Origin of the sequence: Butyricicoccus sp. AM32-19, from assembly GCF_003480365.1 — a bacterium.
Lineage (GTDB): Bacteria > Bacillota > Clostridia > Oscillospirales > Butyricicoccaceae > Agathobaculum > Agathobaculum butyriciproducens.
Genome location: NZ_QUIX01000002.1, coordinates 364,547 through 385,110 on the forward strand (window position 1 = coordinate 364,547; position 20,564 = coordinate 385,110).

Consider the following 20,564-nt stretch of genomic DNA (forward strand, 5'->3'; position numbering starts at 1 on the left):
GGGTGAGGTCCCCCCGCCGTTCCACAGAGAATCACACAATAACAAATCAAAATTCGCATAAAAAAACGGTTCCGGAGACGGAACCGTTTTTCCTATCCATTTATCAAGCGCGAATCTTCTCGCCCATCTCCGCGCTTGCGTGACTGAGTACCGGAAGCAGCACCGCACCAACGATGATGCCCGCAATGCCCTGCACGATATTCATCGGCACGCCGAGAACAACCGCGGCTGCCGCAGCGCCCATGCTGCTGCCCATCACGACCTCCATGCCGACCTCGTACACAAAGTAGCCCAGAACCATGACGATCTCTGCCGGAATGCCGCACAGAACCACACGGGTAATCGTATTCATGCCCTTGCCTGCCATGCGGTGGTACAGCCAGCCGCCGAGCAGAGCGGTCAGCGCCTTGATGGCAAACGTGCCGGGCACCCATGCCATGTAGCCGCCGATAAGGTCCGCCATCATCGAGCCGATACCGGCTGCCAGTGCACCCAGACCGGGACCGAGCAGAATGCCGCAGATCAGCACCATGCCGTCACCGAGGTGAATGTAACCCTGTGTCGGTGTCGGAATGCGGATGATCATCGTAGCAACTGCCGTCAGTGCCGCCAGCAGTGCTGCCAGCACAAGCTTTCTGATGTTTTTTCCTGTCATATCGCATACCCTCTTTTCCAGTAATTCTGTCTGTAAGCCTATTGTATGCGATATTGTGGCTTTAGGAAAGTGTCAGTTCACGCAAGTTTCACAAGGTCAGTTTCAGGCATTCGCCTTGAAATTATTGATGTAGTAATCGCCGTTTTCGTCGTCCATCACAACGCAGACCAGCTTGCCCTTGGAGACAACCTTGGCCTCATCAACGCCTACGCAGATCCACTTGCGCGGGTCGACCGTGGTCTTGAGCTTAGCCGCTGCGTCTGCGGCCTGCTTTTCATCCGCAAAGCGCAGAACAACGATGGAATGTGCCTGCGAAGTAATCATAGACTCGGAGGCCACGCCTGCCTCAAACTTGATATCATCCGTGCCAAGGTACCAGAACAGGCCGCGGCTCATGCCGTCCTCACCCATGCCGTTGTAGAGCGCCTCCTCAGCAACGCCCATGCCGCCGAACGGATGCGCACCGTAAATCTTGCTCACCAGCGCGGAAAGCTGCTTATCCACCTTGACGGTCTCCGGCTGCTCCGGCTCGCTCACCTCCGGCTTTTTATAACCCCAGACAGCCTCGCCGTACTTCTTCATGAACAGATCGTAATTCTCGTTGTAGCGCTTCTTATACACGCTTTCAATCTGCGGGTCAAAGGTGTACGCCGTACCGTCAATGGTGATCTCGGTCCACGCGTGAACCGATTCACTGCCCTTGGGCGAAACGCCGGTTCCAGGAATCGCCTGTGCGTCAAAGCCGACCTGACGAGCGAGGTAAGTAAAGCCTGCCGCCCACGAGTAGCAGTTGCCCTTGTGGGTCTTAAGCATATCAGTCGCGGAGGTCAGCGCCCAGTCGCTCTTCGAAGTGTCAGCCGCGCCGATGCCGAGGTAACCGAACGTATTCTTCGCGTAATCATACACCGCACGCAGCTTCTGCTGCTGGGTCATGCTGTCCTTGACAACGCTCTTTACTGCCGAAGCCAGCAGCGCGTCCAGTTCGGTCGAGCCGGTGATGTAGTAGCCGTTGTGGTCAAGCTCGAGCGAGCCGATGAACTTGTCATGGTCAAACTGCTTGTCCTCATTGACATGGAACAGCTTGCCGCCAATGTTATGCCAGCCCGGCGTCAAATCGGTGGTCTCCTTATCGAATGAGGTCCACTGTTCGGAGCCGCTCGACTTGTCAAACTTATGGTCGGTGGTTGCCTCAAGCATATCCCAGTATGCCCAGTGCGTGTTCGGCACGTCCGGCATAATACGGATGCCCTCACTCGTATTGATCGTAAACTCGTCCGCCTGACGGCCGAGCACACGGTTGAGGATGGTTACCGTCTCCGCACGGGTAATCGGCGCATTCGGACGGAAATTCGTGCCTGCCGAAATCCAGCCCTGAGCCAGAGCAGTCTGCACCGCGTTGTACGCCCAGCTGGTCTTGGGTACATCGGCGAACGACTTGTCCGTGCCGATATCGGTGTGCGGGAAGCGCGACAGAATCGCTACAAACTCCGCACGGGTAATCTTAGCGTTCGGCTTGAACGTGCCGTCCGTATAACCGTTCACCAGACCGAAACCGGTCATTTGACGAACAGCGTCCGCATACCACGCGGAAACCGAAACGTCATTAAACAGATGGTCCTCATTCTTGACCTTGTTCACCAGCAGAGAGGCCAGCAGCTTGCTCGCCTCTGCACGGGTGATGGATGCATCCGGACGGAAGGTGCCGTCCGTGTAGCCGTTCATATACTGCATGTGCTCTGCGGTATTCAGCTGCGGCTGCGGTGCCGAATTCTGAGCCGCGCACGCGGAAATCGGCAGAGTTGCCGCCATCAAAGCCGCAAGCGCACCTGCGGTCATTCGTTTTTTCATCATACTTCCATACTCTCCTTCAAATCGTTTTCGGGGATAGTATTGAATTAGACGGAATCACTCGTCATTTGGTTCCCTGTTTCGCTCATCTTTTTTACTTTTTTCTTTTTCGGGATCGAGCACAACCGGAATGAGCGCTGCTGCCAGCTTGCCCTTGCCGCGGTGCTTGACGTAGAAGAAGCCGATGATGGAAAACGCGATCGCACCGATGCAGTTGACCTGCAGATCCTTCATCGTGTCGATCAGGCCAATATCCAGATAGCCGCCAAGCTGCTCCGTCCAGTCCTCACCGTTAACGCTGACCGACTCAATCTGCACATGCACCGGCACATTCAGGCCGTCCGGGTTGAGCGACACCGAGTTGACCTCGTGCACGACATAGTCCTTCTGCATGTCCGTGTGCATCACCTGATCGGCGGTGAACTCGAAAAATTCCCACAGCACGCCGACCGTCATGGAGAAGCAAAACGCCACGATAGCCAGGAACAGCGGCGACAGCTTGAAGGTAAACCGTTCGCTTCGGTTAAACAGGTCAACCAGGCAGAAGCCGACCGCCGCGACCAGAAATCCGTTTATCGTGTGCAGCATGGTGTCCCATCCGGGAATGATGGTGTAGAACGAATTGATCTCACCCAGGATCTCGGCGGCATAGATGAAGCAGTAGATGATAGCTTCCATCATCGGCGGGATGTCGATGGCAAGCTGTTTTTCAATCAGCGTCGGCATCGCCAGCAGCACAAGCGACAGCACGCACACGAACATATTCTCATACCGCTGCATGAACGCACAGCGGATGAATGTCAGCACGACCAGAAGCGACAGTACGCCGCGAATGGTCAGTCTGCGGCGTACGCGGCGGCGCTGCTCCGTGACGCGCTGCTGTAATTGTTTTTTATCCATATTTGTTAACTCCTTAAAGTAATTGCGAAAAGCGTAAAAGAGAGAACAACAATCTGTTGTTCTCTCCATTTCTCAACTAACTACCAGATTTCATCGTCCCGCGCGGCAGCGCGTATAAAATAGCATTTGCATTGCAAATGCCAAAAAAGAGGGAGCATATATCACTCTTTTTGACTTTAAGAGGAAGAAAGTTTCTGTATAGGAACTTTCGGACGACTTTGGAACGGCCTGCGGTCCGTTCCTGCTTGTCGGCGGAACCGTGATTCCGCGACAGCTCAGAGAACGTAAACCTGCGTGGTCTCGTACACCTCGTAAACCTTCTTGAGAGAGGCCATCTCGGTGCCGGCCAGACGGGCACATGCACGGCCCATCGCAACAGCGTAGCGTGCCACCTCGTCAAACTTCATGCCCGCGTGCATAGCGTTTGCAATTGCGCCGACCATTGCATCGCCGGTACCGACCGCACCTTCGTCGTAGATTTTCGGGTTGGTGGTAACGTACAGCGACTCCGGCTCGTCCTTTGCGGTGAGCAGAGCGCCCTCCTGACCCATGGAAACGCAGACAGCCTTTGCGCCCATATCCAGCATCTTGCGTGCGGAATGTACAACGACCTCGGGATCGGCGGACGGCTTGTCGCCTACAGCCTCAGCCAGCTCGAAGATGTTCGGCTTTACAAAGTCCGGCTCGCACCTCAGTGCCTCCTGCAGCAGCTCGCCCTGTGCGTCGATGATCAGCTTGCAGCCGTGCTTCTTGATGGTCTTGCACAGCTTACGGTAGTTCTTCAGCGGGAACTCCGGCGGCGTAGAACCCGCCAGAACGAAGATATTGCCCTCGTCCAGATAGTTCTCCATGCGGTCGAGCAAGCGCAGGAAATCCGAATCATCCAGCTTGTTGCCCGGCTCATTTACCTCTGTATGGCCGCCCTGCGCATCAATGATCTGCGTATTGATACGGAGCTGTCCCGCAATATCAACAAAATCGTGGTGAATGTCCGCTGCTGTCAGCATGTCCTTCATAATGCGACCGTTCGTGCCCGCACTGAAGCCAAGCGCAATACTGCTGCCGCCCAACGCCTTGATCGCGCGCGACACGTTGATGCCCTTGCCGCCCGGTTCCAGATGACTGGACACCGCGCGATTAAGCTTGCCCACCTGCAGCGGGTGCTCGATACGCTGCGTACGGTCCAGTGCAGCGTTAAGCGTTATCGTGATAATCATGGGACGCCCCTCCTGAAATATAATTTCCCTCATCGCGGCTTCGCATTTGTCCCGTGCGAATAACCGCGTTCTCATCTATATTACATTTTACAAAATCTTATGAATAAAGTAAATGGTTTTTCTTGATGTTAGCCACATTTAACCGGGTTGTTTTTATACCCAAACTTTATTTGAGCCAGCCGGAGTCTCCGCACCACGGACACTCCCACTGTTTGCCCGTGACTTTTGCTTCCGCGCCGCACATCGGACAGCGCATTTTACCGGTTTTCGGCAGCGGCCTCGGCTTTGGCGGCTCTTTCGGCGGTTCCTGCTGCCGACGGTACAGCCGCACAAAAAAGACTACGCCGAGCAGCAGCACCACGGCGATCGCCGCGAGCTGTTCTTTTGTCATGCTGTCCCTCTTCTCACTTGTGGTACTTGCCGCCTGCCGCGATATTGAGCGCGCGGTAAATCTGCTCGAGCACCATCACTCTTGCTAAATGATGCGGAAACGTCATCGGTGACATGGACAGCCGCAGCGCCGCCTTCTTTTTCACCCGCTCGGACAGGCCGCACGAGCCGCCAATGAGCACGCAGATCTTGCTTGTCCCCGATACGGTCAGCTTGCCGAAATAGTCCGCCAGCTGCTCAGAGGACATCGGCTTGCCTTCCACGCACATCGCAATCACAGACGCGCCGGGCAGCAGCTTGCTCTCGATGAGCGCGGCTTCCTTTTCGAGCGCCTGCGCGATCTCGCCCTCAGAGGGCGTCTGCGGCAAGCGCTGCTCGGGCAGCTCGATGATCTCTAATTTACAATATGCACCGAGGCGCTTGGTATATTCCTTTACAGCGTCTGCCCAGAATTTTTCTCCGAGCTTTCCGACGCAGATCAGCCGGACAGAGAGCATAGCCTTTCCTCCCCAAATGATACCGGATGCTCCATGTGCTCCTTCGGCGCAACGAGCACCTCGCACGCGGGCAGTCCGCGCAGCGCCGACAGCGTTTGCTGCCGCGCCAGCTCCGGCATGTTGTTTTTCTCACTCAGGTGCGCCAGCACAAGCGTTCGCGTGCCGCTTTTCACCAGATCCGCTGCAAACACGGCGCAGTCCGGATTGGACAGGTGCCCGCTCGGTCCGGCAACGCGCATCTTGAGTGAATACGGGTACGGACCGGCCTGCAGCATATGCGGATCGTGGTTGCTCTCCAGCACAACCATTTCGCAGCCGCGCATAAGCTCGGCCGCATCGCGCGGCACAAAGCCGAGGTCGGTGGCAAAGCCGAACCGGCTGCCGCCGTGCTCGAATATGTAGCCCGTGCTCTCAGCTGCGTCATGCGGCGTCGGGAACGGCACAACGTCCACATCCCTGACCCAGAAGCGCTCGCCGCTGTCGAATACGTTCAGACGGTCGGCGTACTCCGGATTCTTTTCCTCGAAAGCCTCGGCTGTGCCGCGAGTGGCAAACACCGGCGCCTTCGCTTTTTTAAGAAACATCGGCAGTCCCTTCACATGGTCGATGTGCTCATGCGTCAGCACCACCGCCGAAATATCCTCCAGCGTGAGCGACAGTGCCTTCAGCGCAGTCGTAATCCTGCGCAGCGACACACCGAGATCAATCAGGATCGCGGTGCCATCCGCCATATATAAGCCGCAGTTGCCGCTCGAACCGCTGGCGATACTGTAATAATAATGCTCTGCCATGGTACTCCTTCAGCAGTTGTTTTCATCCGTTTGTGTGCTGCAGAAAGGCGGTTCGCGTTAGAATCATCGGTGTGACGTTTCCGCAGTAGAATGCGAACGGTTCCCCGGCAATCTCTGCGCCGAATCCTGTAAGAATGTGCACCGTTGCGTCTCTCGCTTCAAGGAAAATGTTATCCACATCCTGTGTAAAAACATCGTCCAGCACACGTTTCAGCAGAAAGGTTCCCTTGTGCTGTCCGCGCAGCCTGCGCGCGACCGTGATGCGGCCCATGTGCCACTGCCCGCCCTCACGGTAAATGGCCGCTGTGCCGACGAGTTCGCCGTCCTGCTCCATGCACCACCACTGCGGCTGCTTATCCGCCGGGATGAAGTTCAGCTCCTTCGGAATATCCTGCTCATCCGCGAAAATCTGCGCGGCAAAAGCGAGAACCGCATCCATGTCCGCATCAGACGCACGCCGAACCATACACTCTGCTTCCATTCTGCTCATCTGCCTTATATTCTGCAAAAAAGGCGAAAGGATGCTCCCTCCGCCTTTTTTCCTCATTACAATTAGAAATTACTTGTTCTCGGCGCTTTCCGGAATCTCGGAGCGATACATATCCGCACCCAGAGCAACAAACTTCTCTACGAGCGTCTCATAGCCACGCTCGATGTTCTGCACCTGCTCGACCTCGGTAACACCCTTGGCTGCCAGACCGGCGATAACCATCGCCGCGCCTGCGCGCAGGTCGTGTGCACGAACCGGAGCACCATTCAGCTCCTTGACGCCCTCAACAACCGCGATCGCGCCGTCCACATGAATGTTTGCGCCCATGCGGGTCAGCTCCTCGGTATAGCGGTAGCGGCTGCCCCAGATCCCCTCGGTGATGATGCTGGTGCCCTCTGCCAGACACAGCGCCGTCGTCATCTGCGGCTGCATGTCGGTCGGGAAGCCCGGGTACGGCAGGGTCTTGATGTTGGTCTTGGTCAGCTTGCCCTCACGGCGAACGAGCACCGCGTCGTCAAACTCGGTGACCTCAACGCTCATCTCGCGCAGCTTTGCGGTGATGCACTCCAGATGACGCGGAATAACATTCTTCACCAGAACCGAACCGCCGCAGGCTGCAACGGCTGCCATGAAGGTGCCCGCCTCGATCTGATCCGGAATGATGGAGTAACTGCCGCCGTGCAGGCTCTCTACACCGCGGATCTTGATCACATCGGTGCCGGCGCCCTTAACATCCGCACCCATTGCATTCAGGAAGTTCGCCAGATCGACAATGTGCGGCTCCTTCGCGCAGTTCTCCATAATCGTCTGACCCTTGGCCAGAACGGCTGCGAGCATGATGTTCATGGTCGCGCCGACTGTAACAACGTCAAAATAAATATGTGCGCCGTGCAGGCCGTCCTCGGGTGCCTCGACCCGGATGTAACCGCCCTTGGGCAGCGTTACCTTTGCGCCCAGAGCTTCAAAACCCTTGATGTGCTGGTCGATCGGACGGACGCCGCCGAAGTTGCAGCCGCCGGGCATTGCTACCTCGGCAAAGCCATACTTGCCGAGCAGCACGCCGAGCAGATAGTAGGATGCGCGCAGCTTGCGCTCCAGCTCGTGCGGCTTGAGACTCGGATTCTGCGTATTCTGGATTTCCACCGTAGTGGCGTTGATCTGGCGGATCTGCGCGCCCAGCTCACGCATGATCTCCATCTGCAGTGTTACATCAATGATCTTGGGCACGTTTTCAAGACGAACCGGGCCATCTGCCAGCAGAGCCGCCGGAACGATTGCGACCGCTGCATTCTTTGCGCCGGAGATGGTCACCTCACCATTCAGCGTCTTGCCGCCGTTGATTACATACTTTGTCAATCTACCTACTCCTCACTAAGCCTTGGCGCGGAAATCTCCGCGTTTTTCTCCGAATACTGTATCTTATGTCAGCGAATGACTGTCCGTGCCGATCCTCTTTGCAGGCAGCTCCGACAGCGGCTAAACCCATTCGCGTAAAATCTCACTAATACATTTTACCACAATTTCAGATAAAGAAAAGCAGTTTTTCAGTTTTCTTCACCGATAATCGTCTTTTTGTCACAATCCACCAAATATTCGCCTGTTTCGGTGTCAATCTTCCAAGTAGGTGTAAGACGAATACGGCGGCTGCTGTCGGTTTGCATACGATAACCGGCCGTCATCGACTCAATCTTACCGGTTTCGCCGCTTTCTGCGGCAAACTGCAGCAGAGCATCTGCTGCGCTGCAGGTAATGCTGATGCCGTTCGCGGTGGTGTACGGCGTGCCGAAGCTCCACAGTCCGACGAGCGACACCGAGCCGTCTCCGGCAGAAAAGTCCAGTGTCAGCCGCCGGTTGTGCACCGGCAGTCCGGCGACCGAGCCGGTCAGCGTAACTACCGTGTCCTCCGCCGTCCAGCCGGCCTGCTCGGCCTGAAAGCCCCACCGGCTGCACAGTCGACGCGCCTGCTCGAGCGCTTCCGATGCGGAAGTCGGCGCAGATTCAGTCAGCGTATAGTCCGCCTGCACATTGCCGTCCACCTGCCACTCGAGCGTGCCCCTGTCGCTCTCAAAGCGCACCGTGCCATTCTCCTGCTCGGTGCGTTCAGCGTGTTCGCCCAGCATGGCGGCTGCGATTTTTTCCTCATCTGCGCGGCTGCGGTCGAGCGACAGCTCGGGCAGCGTGATGTCCTCTGGAAACGAGAACGCCGTATCCAGCTGCATCCCTCTAGCGCTCACCAGCGTGCGCAGATTGGCCTCAAGCTCACTCGTTCTCCGGTGGCTTTGCCAGCCGCGTACCGCCAGATTGCCCAGCAGAAACAGGTTGATCGTAAGCAGTATTGCGATCAGTATATTTTTGACTTTATCCCATTGCAAGCGCTCTCATCTCCCTTCTGCGGTCACTCTGCCGCATTTTTCAGATAGAACCGGCTCGGTACATACTGTCCGTCCTGTGCCCGGTAGGCTGCCATCAGACCGCGTTCCGCGCCGGAGGCTCCGGCTGCCGCCTGTTTTGCAGGCATGACCGTGCGTTTGCCGCCGGTCGGCTGAAATTTCTGCAGCCGAATCGTTGCCGTGCGCAGCGCACTGCCATCGAATACGAAAGTTGCAAAGTCCGCGTCACCGAGCACCGGCACGCCGCTGTACATCTGCAGAAAAATCAGTGTGGTTTGCTCGCCGCTGCGCTCCACCGCGTACAGCGACGCATGCGTGTCCGTATCGCCCGCTCGCTGCGCCGCATCGAGAATCAGCCGGGCGCAGTCCAGCTGTGCATCCAACGCCGCCGCATCCGTGATATCGCTTTCGTCATAAGCGCTCACCGTTGCCGAGCCGTCCGTGGACGCGTACTGCACCAGACCGGACGCATTCAGCCGCAGCGTGCTCGTATCATCGAGGAACACGCGGACAGTTCCGTCCTGCTCGTTGTAAAAATCCGTGTAGGCCGTGTAGCCGAATGCACCGAGCAAATCCTCCAGTCCGGTGCCGCTCTGTGCGGCAAACAGGTTGATCTGCGCCGGTTTCAGCACCGGAAGCGACAGCGCCTCGCTGTCGAACAGCAGCGTTTCCGGATAGACCGCGTACGCATCTCCCGCAAAGCTGCATGACAGACCGCGGAAGTTCTTCTGTGCCTCCTCGAGTGCATTCTGCGAGACCGCTGCATCCGCAGCATACAGCCTGCCGCCTGCCATGCGGACAAACAGCCGCTGCACACCGGCGGCATACACCAGTGTTTCGACCTGCAGTCGGTCATTATCCTTCCACGAGCCGCCCAGCCAGCCCGCAATAGACTGCATCGGGATCGCACCGTGGTAGCGCAGCAGCGCACAGCTGCCCGACCGCAGAGCCGTGCACAGCTCACTCTCATCAGCCGGCCGCAGCCCCTCACCTGTGAGCGCCTGCGACCACAGCGAACGCGTTGCCGTGATGCCGGCGTCAATATCGGTCAGATTGTACTGCACGCCGTACAGCTTGCCGTCAACGGTCAGCGCCATCTGTGCCGGATCCGCCGCCGAAACACCGGAGGACCGTATCTCATAGCCCACCGCACCGCCTACAAAGCGGTCGTGCAGACGGCGGAGTGTGCTGTCTGCAGGCATTTGCGCAATGTTCAGACCCATCAGCCAGTTTACCGCGCATAGCACGCCCATCAGTCCGCACAGCACCAAAAGCGAGATATTTTTTGCTGTGTTCTTCGCTGAGCGTTTCGCACCTCTCATACCTTATCCTCCCTGCCGTGCGGCTTGAGGTCGGTCGGAAGCGTGATCGTCACGGTCGTGCCCTTGCCGTATTCACTGGTCAGAGCGATCTTGCCCTCGTGCTGCTCAACGATCTCCTTGGCGATCGCCAGACCCAGTCCGGTGCCGCCTGCGGCACGCGAGCGTGCCTTGTCCACGCGGTAGAATCGCTCAAACAGGCGCGGCACATCGTCCGCCGGAATGCCGACACCATTGTCCTCAACCGTGATGCGCACATGGTTTGCGCCTGCGCGCTGTGCCGCCAGACGAATCCTGCCGCCCGAAGGCGTGTACTTGACCGCGTTGGACAGAATATTTACCACAACCTGCTCGATGCGTTCCCTGTCGCCGACCATCGGCGGCAGGTTCGGCTCGGTCTCAACGCGGATCATGTGACCGCTGTCCTCGGCGGTCAGCTTCATGGCATTCGTCACCTTTTTCAGCAGATCGGACACCGAAAACCGCGTCATACGCAGCTCCATCCGTCCGTAATCCAGCTTGGAAAGCGTCAGCAGATCGGTGACAATACGCGCCATGCGCTCGCTCTCGCTCGAAATAACGCCCAGAAACTGCTTTTCCGTGTCAAGCGGCAGCTCTCCGGCGGCATCGAGCAGCGTTTCGGTGTACGAGCGGATATTCGTCAGCGGCGTGCGCAGCTCGTGCGACACGTTTGCCACAAACTCGCGGCGTGCGTCATCCAGACGGCGCTGCTCGGTGACATCGTGAATGACGGCGATGACGCCGCCCTCGCCGTCCAGTGCGCCGTAAGGCGCCAGCGTGACGGACAGCACGCGCCCAAATCGCGTAATCTCGTTCGTAAGGAAGCTGCGCGAGACGGTTTCGTCCGTGTCCGGCATGTCCAGATCAGCGAACATCTCATCAAAGCTCAGCTTCTGCTCCACACGCACGCCCAGCAGATTCTCGGTGGCCGGATTCATGTGGATGAGCGTGCCGTCAGTCGTGAAGGCGGCTACGCCGTCGGTCATGTGCAGGAACAGCGTGTTCAGCTTGTCGCGCTCGCCCTGTACCTCGCCGACCGTGTTTTTCAAACGGTGCGCCATGTAATTGAACGAACGGGTCAGCTCGCCGATCTCATCCGACGACTGCACGCCGAGGTCCTGATCGAAGTTGCCTTCCGCGATCGACCGCGCACCCTCAGTGATGCGCTCGATCGGCGTGGTAATGGTCTTGCTGAGCAGGAAGGACAGCAGGATAGCCGCCAGCAGGCCGAACATCATCGCCTGCATGACAATCTGGAAGAACCGCCACGACAGATCGGAAATCTCCCGCTTGTTGTCCGCGATATACACGATGTAGTCCACCGCACCGTCGCCGTTCTTGTCCAGCGGCACCGCAATGTCCATAATGCTGTCGGACACCGCCGAGCGCGTTCCGGTCTCTCCTGCCATTGCGGCAATGACGTTGCTTGTGCGGGTGACGGATACGTTCGGGTTGGAGCCGTCAAGGAAGCCGCCCTCACTATCGAGAATGGCATAGTTGCGGTAATCGTCAATGCCGAGTCGGCTCTTGTGGGCATCTATGATGGTTTTCAGACCATCCGTGCCGGGTTCGGCAGCCGCCTCCTGCATGGAGCGGATGGTATCGGTCGTGAACACCGCCTGCATCTGCTCATAAAAGCTGTTCAGATAGAAGGTGTTGATACTGTTGATCAGAAACGTGCCGACCACCGCCATAACGGATACGATCAGCAGCACCAGAATCAGCACCAGTTTTCTGTGTAGTGAACGGAACATAGCTTACTCCCCGTCAGCAAAGTAATATCCCATGCCTCTTTTTGTGATGATGTATCTGGGACTTGCCGGTTCATCCTCGATCTTCTCGCGCAGACGGCGGATCGCCACGTCCACCGCACGCAGGTCGCCGTAGTAGTCATAGCCCCAGACCTGCTCCATCAGCTCCTCACGGGAGAAAACCCGTCCCGGAGCAGCGGACAGGAAGCACAGAATATCAAATTCCCGCGCGGAAAGCTCGAGCGGATGACCGTTTTTGTAGACCATGCCGTTGTCCTTGGATACACGCAGACCGCCGCCGGACGGCGCTTCCGCCTTTTCCCTGTCCTCTCCTGCGTAGGTACGGCGCATGTTCGCCTTGACGCGCGCCATCAGCTCACGCATGGAGAACGGCTTGGTGATATAATCGTCTGCACCCAGCTCGAGACCCATGACCTTGTCGGTCTCTTCCTCACGGGCGGTCAGCATGATGATCGGTGTGTCCTTTTCCGCGCGCACCCGCCTGCAGACCTCAAAGCCGTCCATCTCGGGCAGCATGACATCCAGCAGAATCAGGTCGGGCGCTTCCTCAAGCGCGCAGCGCAGACCTTCCGCACCGTCATACGCCGCAAGTGTGTCGTAGCCCTCACGCTGTAAATTGAATACCAGAATGTCTGAAATGGCCTTTTCGTCCTCAACCACAAGGATTTTTTTCTTATCCAAACCCTTTCCTCCTCTGCACTCTCCAATCTCCACTCTTATCTTAGTAAAGATTCTTCAGCTTTGCTCTATACATAGCCGCGACGGTTTTGGCATCGCGGATCTCGTCCCGCTCGATCATTTTTTCTACCTCTGCGATCGGCAGGCGCACGACCTCGACAAATTCGTCCTCATCCGGCTGCATTTCGCCTTCGGTCAGATCAAGCGCGGCAAACAGATAGGTCACCTCGGTCAGAAAGCCGGGAGACGGATAAATCGCGCCGAGCGGCACGATGCGTCCGGCGGTACAGCCGGTTTCTTCTTTCAGCTCGCGGATGCCGCATTCCTCGGCGTCCTCCGGACCGTGGTCCATCTTGCCGGCGGGCATTTCGAGCAGCTCGGTATCGAACGCATAGCGGAACTGCCGCACAAGAATAACGTTGCCGTCCTTGTCGATCGGCAGCACGCCGACACCGCCGACGTGCTCACAGACCTCGCGCGGCGCGGTCTTGCCGTTCGGCAGCGATACCTCGTCCACACGAGCGGTCATGATCCTGCCTCTGAACTTATATTCGCTGGAAAGCTGTTTTTCTGTCATATCCATAGAAAATTCTCCTTAATCGGCTGCATTTACACAGCGCAGGATATAGGCGGTCTCCGGCGGAACGGATACGATCAGACCGTCCGGATCGGCGTACGCGAAGCCCTCGCCGCTGAGCAGGTCGAGCGCATACAGCGCATCAATTTTTGTTTCCACATACTGGTGTCCACGGTTGACCGCGATCACCAGACGCGAGTCTCCGCTCGTGCGCTCATAGCGCAGCAGTGCACCGGCTGTCGTGTCGCTGAACTGCAGGTCGCCGTCCGCAAGCGTCTGTTCCTCGGCACGGATTTCGCACAGCTTACGGTAGAACGCAAGCAGCTCCTGGTTTTCGTGTCCCCACGGGTAGGTCTGGCGGTTGAACGGGTCCTCGAAGCCCTGCTGCCCTGCCTCATCACCGTAGTAAATGGTCGGCGAACCCGGCATGGTGAACTGGATGACCGCCGCCATCCGCAGGCGGCGCAAGGCGATTTCCAGACGGTCCGGCGGCAGCTGATAGTGTGCGCGGCCGTTTCTGTCCATCTTCCACTCGTTCTCGGTTACGCCGAGAAGGGTGAGCGCACGCGCGGTGTCATGCGTACCCACAACGTTCATCAGGTTGTAGAACACGTCCCGCGGGTAGTTTTCGCGGATGCACTCCATGCTCTCCGCGAAATGCTCGGCCGTGCCGCCGTTCAAAAAGCCGAAAATAGCGTCTCGCAGCGGGTAGTTCATAACCGAATCCAGTTCGCCGCCCTGGAAATAGCGTCGGCGCTCGGAGTACGAGATTTTGTTGGACGCATCCTCCCACACCTCACCGATGATGAGCGCATCGGATTTTTCCCTGCGGGCTGCCGCGTTCAGCTTCTGGATGAAGCTGTCCGGCAGCTCGTCGGCAACATCCAGCCGCCAGCCGGACGCACCCAGCCGCAGCCAGCGGCGGACTACGCTGTCCTCGTCCTCGATGATGTAATTCTGATAGCTGCCGTCGGTCTCATTGACCTGCGGGAGCGTGTAGATGCCCCACCACGAGCCGTACTCGTTCGGCCAGTTGTGAAAGTCAAACCAGCTGAAATACGGCGATTCCTTGGACTGGAACGCGCCTACGCTGTCGTAGTGACCGCGAGCGTTGAAATAGCGGCTGTCGTAGCCGGTGTGATTGAATACGCCATCCAGTACAACGCGCATGCCGCGTCTGGCGGCTTCGCTGCACAGCGCCCGGAAGTCCTCCTCGCAGCCGAGCAGCGGGTCAATGCGCTTGTAATCGCCGGTATCGTAGCGGTGATTGGAATACGCCTGAAAGATCGGATTGAAATAAATGGTGGTAACGTGCAGGCTCTCCAGATAATCCAGCTTGGCGTATACGCCGCGCAGCGTACCGCCGAAAAAGTCGTTATTGAGAATTTCGCCGTGCTCATCCGGCAGATAGACCGGAATATCGTCCCAGTTCTGATGCAGCACACGCGGGATCACGCCTTCACCCTCCGGCTGCTCGGGTGCCTTGTCGCGGCAGAAGCGGTCCGGAAAAATGTTGTAGGTGATGCCCTCGCCGAACCAGCGCGGCGTATGGTACTCGCCGTCGTACACGGTCAGCTGGTACTTATCGCCGACCGCCTCGAGCAGCTCCGCCTGACCGCCGTAGCCGCGTGCACAGTAGTGCAGACCATCCGCCAGCTCCACCGAAAAATAATACCAGTACAGACCGGGATGCGTCGGCGTATAGGTTACCGTATACCGATCATGTGAGCCTTGATAGCCGCACCAGTGCAGCGGATGGGATTCGGCCTGACAGCCATCTTCCTCAATCCAAAGAGTAACCTGCAGCGCGCCCTGTGCCCGCTGCGGATAAACAGAAAACTCGACCGCCTGCCCTGCCGGTACCGCGCCATACGGCTTCTTGCATGCAGTGCTGCGGGAGTGAAACATACTATCAGAAATGCGATTCACGCAAGCTCCTCCAAACATATATCCTCTTGCCAAATCATACCTTACCATTATATCAGCAATATTGGCGGTAGTATTTTTAGTATAGCACAAAACCGCAGAACGGTAAACAAAAGCTGTCGCACGAAAGAAAAGAAAACCGGCTCAATACAATCTTTTCAGGTGCAAAGCAAAGAGCCGACTCCGATGGAGTCAGCTCTTTTGATCCGGTTTTGATTTTAGCCGAGCAGGTTCAGAATTTCTTCCTTCGGCATAGCGCCGACAGCCTTATTGGCAACCTCGCCGTTCTTCATCACGATCAGGGTTGGGATGGAGACAATGCGGAACTGCATGGACAGCTCACCCTGCTCGTCTACATTGATCTTACCGACCTTGATATCGTCACGCTCGTTTGCGATCTCGTCCACGATCGGCGAAACCATGCGGCAGGGACCGCACCACGTTGCCCAGAAGTCCAGCAGGACCGGCTTGTCCGACTTCAGCACTTCATTCTCGAAATTTTCCTTCGTAATGGTTATTACTGCCATATTGAACACTCCTTAACCTTTCAGTGATAATTCATAGTAAAATGCATACTGCTGCATGACACCCGCAAAGCCTTTATATCGTTTCAGCGGAAACCCTTTCGGATAGTGTGTGTCCAGCATTTGCCGGATATGCGTATCGACCGGAAATGCGTCGATGTGATGCAGTGCAAACAGACAGATACACTCCGCAACCTTGATGCCGACACCGGTCAGGCGCAGCAGTTCGGCTTTGGCGCGAGCGTAATCCATGTGCCGGATAGCTTCCAGATCGACCGCACCGGACGCGACCTGCCGTGCCGCGGCGCAAATGTATTTGGCGCGGTAGCCGAGCCGCACCGGCGCAAGATCCTCGGGCGTGCACGCCGCCAGACGCTCTGCCGTGGGAATGCTATTGTATACCTGTTCACTCTTATTATAACAGGTTTCCCCGAAAAGGGAACACAAATTTTCGACACACTTGGTAATCCGCGCGATATTGTTCTGCTGGGAGATGATAAAGCATAGAATAGTCTCCCACAGGTCCTGCCGCAGAATACGCAGTCCGCCGCCGTATGCAACGGCGTTCTGCAGATAGATGTCGCGTTTGGCAACTGCGGCTTTGCAGCGGCCGTAGTCCGCATCCAGATCGAAATACGGCCGCCAGATGGCGTTAAACTCGTCTTCATCGCAGTCGAACCGTACGGTCCGGCCGTTCTGCTGAATATTCAGCAGGTGTGTGCCCGCAATCAAATCGTACGACTTATCCCCAACCCTGTGGAAGCGGAAGCACTGACCGGAGTTTGCGATCTGGTCGATGTCGAAATCGTTCAGTACGCGCTCGATCATTGGTGCATAGCCTCATGCTCGCGCACCAGCTCGGTAAACAGGTCGCTCAGCGTCCAGCCGATGTTGTGCTCGGTGACCATGGCTTTGTACGGCACGGAAACACCATGCGCCTTCATTTCACGGAGCAGAATATCCAGTCTCTTTTCGGTAAAGCCGTCCAGCACCATCATCGGTGCGGAAGGCGCATCTGCAGTCTCGTCAGTCGGCTCAAAGCCCTTACGGTTCAGCAGAAAGCCGACCGTCTGACCGGCAGAGACCGCTTCGACGTTCTTAATCCGCACGCCCATGCGAACGAGCACGGTCTTAAGTGCCGCAGTCTGTTCGCTCGGCTGCGGCTCGAAATATAACACTTTTTCACGGGATGCCGCCATAGTGGAACCCTCCTGTTTTATTCTCATAATATTGTATACTAATATTATATCATTTCTGTCAAGTCCCCTATTGACAGAAAGTGTGTTCGGTGCTATGCTCATAGTTAGCAATAACTAACCAATTAAAAAGAGAGGTGCGTATGATACAGCAGACATTGCTTTGGGCGGCCGCAGGCACAGGCTTCACCTTCCTGATGACCACGATCGGCGCCGCCATGGTATTCTTTATGAAACGGCAGTCCAGCGCTCTGATGCAGCAGATTTTCCTCGGATTCGCGTCCGGTGTGATGATCGCCGCGTCCATCTGGAGTCTGCTCATTCCCGCGATTGACGAGGCCGCGCAGAACGGCCAGCCGGGCTGGATACCCGCTGCAGGCGGCTTTATCCTCGGTCTGGTGCTTATGCTTGCGCTGGACGGATTAATGCCACACCTGCACAGCGGCGCAGAGCAGGCCGAAGGTCTGCCATCCTCCTTTCGGCGAACCACGCTGCTTGTTCTTGCAGTGACGCTGCACAACATTCCGGAAGGCATGGCTGTCGGTCTGTCATTCGCTCGCGCCGCGCAGCACACCGGCAACGCAGGATTGTTTGCAGCGGCAGGCGCGCTTGCCATCGGCATCGGCATTCAAAATTTCCCGGAGGGAGCCGCAGTCGCGCTTCCGCTCCATCAGGAGGGACTCAGCCGCACGCGCTCGTTCGTTTACGGTTCGCTGTCCGGCATTGTCGAACCCATCTTCGGCGTGCTTGTTGTGCTGTGCGCGTCCGCGCTGACACCGTTCATGCCGTGGCTGCTGTCCGCCGCCGCAGGCGCAATGCTGTATGTTGTGGTCGAGGAGCTGATTCCCGAGGCACATCTCGGTGAGCATTCGCATCCGGGCACACTTGGTGTGATGGCGGGGTTTCTAGTGATGATGGTGCTGGATACAGCTTTGGGATAATTAAAAATGGAGAATTGTGAATGGAAAATGAAGTTTTCTTTCTCCTTCCACAAAAACGAAAAGCGTCCCAATGGGACGCTTTTCGTTTTTCAGATAATCCGTGTTTTAACTTTGCCAAACACAAATTATCCTCAATATCTATTATGAATCTGTTTGCGGTAATCAAAATAGATTTGCCGCAATTCCTTCAGATTTTTCTTGCGAATAAGCACTACATCATCGTTTGTAAGGGTGAAGTCCTTATCCACAGCTTTGACGTAGTTCATATTCACAAGGAAGCTCTGGTGGCACCGCAGAAAACACGGAGCCGTCAGTTCCTGCTCAATCTCGCCGAGCTTTTTATATAATGTGTATGTCTTTTGCCCCACCTGATGCAGAATACACTGTGAATTATGGCTTTCCACATACATAATCTCTTCGCGCGGAATGTGCAGCACCTGCGAACGATTCTTGATCGCGTATGTATTCTCGACGATATCGGACAGTACGCGGTGCATGGTTCGTTCGAACGTCTTCGGGGTATATGGCTTGAGCAGATAACCGGATGCACCGACTTCAAAGCTGTCCGGTGCAAAATCCAGCGCAGCGGTACAAAAGACGATCGTGCCCTTGTAGCCGATCTCACGCAGACGGCGTGCTACATCAATGCCGAGCGGCGGGTCCATCAGAATATCCAGCAGAATAATATCAAACCATCCGCCGTCCCCCAGCTCATAATAAAGCGGTTCACCGCTGTCGTACATTTTGCAGGAATAGTCAATCGCATGTGCATTGCAGTAATGACTGAGAAAATCCGCAAGGATATCCCGTTCTAACGCCGAATCATCACAAATTGCGACCCGCAGCATGGTTATTGACAGTCCTTTCTCGTCAGTTTTTGTCGAATTTCTTAACGGTTTCTAAACATGTTCTGCCGATTTCACAGGATTCTGCTCCAATTTCACAGAATAGCAAAAAACGCGTAATTCTTCTGATAAAATGAACATGTTCCCAAACGAAGTGGGAACATCAGCAAATATCGACGGAGGAAGCATCATGTTTGTCTACAAAGTAATCAGAAAAAATCACTATTCGCCCGAGACCGGAGCTTATATATCTTTCGGTATCAGTGCCCACGATCCGGAGCACGGACAAACCTGCTTCGTTCCCGATGTGTTCATCGGCGAGCCGGAAGCACGCGCCTTTACAGAACGTCTGAACACGCTTCAGGTGTCGCCTATCCATTTGATCGATGTGATCGAGGACGCATTGGGCGTTTAACACGCAGCTTACATAAAAATGCCCAGCTCAGAGGCCAGCGAGCGAATTGCATGCACAATGCGGATGTATTCGGTCGTGACTTCGTATCGCAGTTCCGTGATTTCCTCATCCTGATTGCCGCGCAGCGCTTGCAACAGTGCTGCGCTCTTCTTTTCCAGCCGTATAAAACCAAAGCTGCGTGCCTGTCCGGTCAGCGTGTGTACCGCTTTGATTGCTGCATCACGATCGTGCCGACCCAGGGCATCGTTCAATTCCGCGCAACAAGGCTCGTCCAAAAATCGGATCAGGAATTTCTGCAGCATATTCTCGTTGTAAAACCGGCGGCAGGCTGCTTCAAAATCTCCATCTATTGCTTGATAAAATTTATGCAGAGACATATCGACATCTCCCTATCTATATTTTATCATTTCAAAAATCGACTGGCAAGGGATGAAAATAGTTTTCTATCGCCATTTCTCGACAAAGATCGCGGTTTGCAGTAAAAGAAAAACGCCTGATCATTTGATCAGGCGTTTTCATGGAGCTGCTAACCAGATTTGAACTGGTGACCTCATCCTTACCAAGGATGCACTCTACCGACTGAGCTATAGCAGCGAAAGAAAAAACGGCACGATTACGGTACCGTTTTTTGGCGACCCGGATGGGACTTGAACCCACGGCCTCTAGCGTGACAGGCTAGCGCTCTAACCAACTGAGCTACCGGGCCATATTAACTTAATTTGGTGGGCCTTCGGGGACTTGAACCCGGGACCGACCGGTTATGAGCCGGTTGCTCTAACCAACTGAGCTAAAGGCCCATATAGGGAATCGACTTTACCCTGCCGTCACAATGAAGTGACGGCAAAGCATTGTCTAAGTGGCTCCTCAAGTTGGACTCGAACCAACGACCCTGCGGTTAACAGCCGCATGCTCTACCAACTGAGCTATTGAGGAATATCGAGCGGATCTGCGATCCGCAGGTGTAGGCGTTGAGTTATCTTCCCGGGCCGTCGCCAGCCAAGTATTGTCACCGTAAACGAGCTTAACTACTGTGTTCGGAATGGGAACAGGTGTACCCTCGTCACCATTAACACCTACTATTTCGTTGCACATTCCTGTGCAGCTTTGTTATTATACCATACCATCAGCCTGCTGTCAACATCTTTCTTGAAGAAATTTGGTGACCCGTGGGA

Annotated in this window: 22 protein-coding genes, 4 tRNA genes and 1 rRNA gene; 2 read left to right on the plus strand and 25 right to left on the minus strand. The window is 56.0% G+C overall.

The window, feature by feature from the left end; all coding sequences use genetic code 11:
- Positions 1–103: 103 nt before the first annotated feature.
- The 18 genes from DW806_RS03705 to DW806_RS03790 form a co-directional block, all read right to left on the minus strand.
- Entirely contained in the window at positions 104–655 is a 552-nt protein-coding gene (locus tag DW806_RS03705; RefSeq protein ID WP_118360663.1) for an ECF transporter S component, read from the minus strand.
- A gap of 102 nt (positions 656–757) precedes the next feature.
- Positions 758–2,506, minus strand: coding sequence for an S-layer homology domain-containing protein (locus tag DW806_RS03710; RefSeq protein WP_118729131.1), 1,749 nt, complete (start codon positions 2,504–2,506; stop codon positions 758–760).
- A 54-nt stretch (positions 2,507–2,560) separates the two neighbouring features.
- Positions 2,561–3,403, minus strand: coding sequence for a hypothetical protein (locus DW806_RS03715; RefSeq protein ID WP_118646382.1), 843 nt, complete (start codon positions 3,401–3,403; stop codon positions 2,561–2,563).
- 275 nt (positions 3,404–3,678) lie between these two features.
- Positions 3,679–4,620: a 1-phosphofructokinase family hexose kinase gene (locus tag DW806_RS03720; RefSeq protein WP_158578277.1), complete on the minus strand. Its 942-nt coding sequence runs from the start codon at positions 4,618–4,620 to the stop codon at positions 3,679–3,681.
- Positions 4,621–4,786: 166 nt separating this feature from the next.
- Positions 4,787–5,011: a hypothetical protein gene (locus DW806_RS03725; RefSeq protein ID WP_118729133.1), complete on the minus strand. Its 225-nt coding sequence runs from the start codon at positions 5,009–5,011 to the stop codon at positions 4,787–4,789.
- Between the two features lie 13 nt (positions 5,012–5,024).
- Complete coding sequence (gene rlmH, locus DW806_RS03730; RefSeq protein WP_110436090.1) at positions 5,025–5,507, minus strand: 23S rRNA (pseudouridine(1915)-N(3))-methyltransferase RlmH; 483 nt, start codon at positions 5,505–5,507, stop codon at positions 5,025–5,027.
- Positions 5,489–6,298: an MBL fold metallo-hydrolase gene (locus DW806_RS03735; protein WP_118360657.1), complete on the minus strand. Its 810-nt coding sequence runs from the start codon at positions 6,296–6,298 to the stop codon at positions 5,489–5,491. Before DW806_RS03735 ends, rlmH begins: the two co-directional genes overlap by 19 nt.
- 22 nt (positions 6,299–6,320) lie before the next feature.
- Positions 6,321–6,788, minus strand: a complete 468-nt coding sequence (locus DW806_RS03740) for a GNAT family N-acetyltransferase (protein WP_158578278.1) — start codon at positions 6,786–6,788, stop codon at positions 6,321–6,323.
- 69 nt (positions 6,789–6,857) lie between these two features.
- Complete coding sequence (locus DW806_RS03745; RefSeq protein ID WP_118729135.1) at positions 6,858–8,144, minus strand: UDP-N-acetylglucosamine 1-carboxyvinyltransferase; 1,287 nt, start codon at positions 8,142–8,144, stop codon at positions 6,858–6,860.
- A 188-nt stretch (positions 8,145–8,332) separates the two neighbouring features.
- Positions 8,333–9,160, minus strand: a complete 828-nt coding sequence (locus DW806_RS03750) for a hypothetical protein (protein ID WP_118729136.1) — start codon at positions 9,158–9,160, stop codon at positions 8,333–8,335.
- Positions 9,161–9,183: 23 nt separating this feature from the next.
- Complete coding sequence (locus DW806_RS03755; RefSeq protein WP_118729137.1) at positions 9,184–10,500, minus strand: hypothetical protein; 1,317 nt, start codon at positions 10,498–10,500, stop codon at positions 9,184–9,186.
- Positions 10,497–12,272: an ATP-binding protein gene (locus DW806_RS03760; protein ID WP_118729138.1), complete on the minus strand. Its 1,776-nt coding sequence runs from the start codon at positions 12,270–12,272 to the stop codon at positions 10,497–10,499. The genes DW806_RS03755 and DW806_RS03760 overlap by 4 nt, the downstream gene beginning before the upstream one ends.
- Positions 12,273–12,275: 3 nt before the next feature.
- Positions 12,276–12,971, minus strand: coding sequence for a response regulator (locus DW806_RS03765; protein ID WP_110436083.1), 696 nt, complete (start codon positions 12,969–12,971; stop codon positions 12,276–12,278).
- 40 nt (positions 12,972–13,011) lie between these two features.
- Complete coding sequence (locus DW806_RS03770) at positions 13,012–13,551, minus strand: NUDIX hydrolase (protein WP_118285006.1); 540 nt, start codon at positions 13,549–13,551, stop codon at positions 13,012–13,014.
- Between the two features lie 12 nt (positions 13,552–13,563).
- A complete protein-coding gene (locus tag DW806_RS03775) occupies positions 13,564–15,474 on the minus strand; it encodes a glycoside hydrolase family 13 protein (protein WP_243022621.1) in 1,911 nt (636 codons plus the stop codon).
- Positions 15,475–15,689: 215 nt separating this feature from the next.
- The gene (gene trxA, locus DW806_RS03780) at positions 15,690–15,998 is read right to left on the minus strand and encodes a thioredoxin (RefSeq protein WP_118360653.1); all 309 of its coding nucleotides are present in this window, start codon (positions 15,996–15,998) and stop codon (positions 15,690–15,692) included.
- Positions 15,999–16,010: 12 nt separating this feature from the next.
- Positions 16,011–16,823: a DNA-3-methyladenine glycosylase family protein gene (locus DW806_RS03785; RefSeq protein ID WP_118729139.1), complete on the minus strand. Its 813-nt coding sequence runs from the start codon at positions 16,821–16,823 to the stop codon at positions 16,011–16,013.
- Entirely contained in the window at positions 16,820–17,194 is a 375-nt protein-coding gene (locus DW806_RS03790) for a DUF3783 domain-containing protein (protein ID WP_158578008.1), read from the minus strand. Before DW806_RS03790 ends, DW806_RS03785 begins: the two co-directional genes overlap by 4 nt.
- Before the next feature lie 140 nt (positions 17,195–17,334).
- On the opposite strand from DW806_RS03790, the gene DW806_RS03795 reads away from it, so the two are divergent.
- Positions 17,335–18,132: a ZIP family metal transporter gene (locus tag DW806_RS03795; RefSeq protein WP_207665002.1), complete on the plus strand. Its 798-nt coding sequence runs from the start codon at positions 17,335–17,337 to the stop codon at positions 18,130–18,132.
- Between the two features lie 131 nt (positions 18,133–18,263).
- Here DW806_RS03795 and DW806_RS03800 read toward each other — a convergent pair whose 3' ends face one another.
- Positions 18,264–18,980 carry a LytR/AlgR family response regulator transcription factor gene (locus DW806_RS03800; protein ID WP_118729141.1) on the minus strand — a complete coding sequence of 239 codons (717 nt, stop codon included), beginning with the start codon at positions 18,978–18,980 and terminating at the stop codon, positions 18,264–18,266.
- 187 nt (positions 18,981–19,167) lie between these two features.
- Here DW806_RS03800 and DW806_RS03805 point away from each other — a divergent pair, with 187 nt between their 5' ends.
- Complete coding sequence (locus DW806_RS03805) at positions 19,168–19,392, plus strand: DUF6514 family protein (RefSeq protein WP_118729142.1); 225 nt, start codon at positions 19,168–19,170, stop codon at positions 19,390–19,392.
- 8 nt (positions 19,393–19,400) lie between these two features.
- On the opposite strand, the gene DW806_RS03810 is transcribed toward DW806_RS03805, so the two are convergent.
- The 6 genes from DW806_RS03810 to rrf all read right to left on the minus strand — a co-directional run bounded on the left by DW806_RS03810 (position 19,401) and on the right by rrf (position 20,469).
- Complete coding sequence (locus tag DW806_RS03810) at positions 19,401–19,769, minus strand: Hpt domain-containing protein (RefSeq protein ID WP_110436076.1); 369 nt, start codon at positions 19,767–19,769, stop codon at positions 19,401–19,403.
- Positions 19,770–19,910: 141 nt separating this feature from the next.
- A tRNA-Thr gene (locus DW806_RS03815) sits at positions 19,911–19,986 on the minus strand.
- Between the two features lie 35 nt (positions 19,987–20,021).
- A tRNA-Asp gene (locus DW806_RS03820) sits at positions 20,022–20,098 on the minus strand.
- 14 nt (positions 20,099–20,112) lie between these two features.
- Positions 20,113–20,189, minus strand: a tRNA-Ile gene (locus tag DW806_RS03825).
- Between the two features lie 60 nt (positions 20,190–20,249).
- Positions 20,250–20,325, minus strand: a tRNA-Asn gene (locus DW806_RS03830).
- Positions 20,326–20,352: 27 nt separating this feature from the next.
- Positions 20,353–20,469 (minus strand): 5S ribosomal RNA (gene rrf, locus DW806_RS03835).
- Between the last annotated feature and the right edge of the window lie 95 nt (positions 20,470–20,564).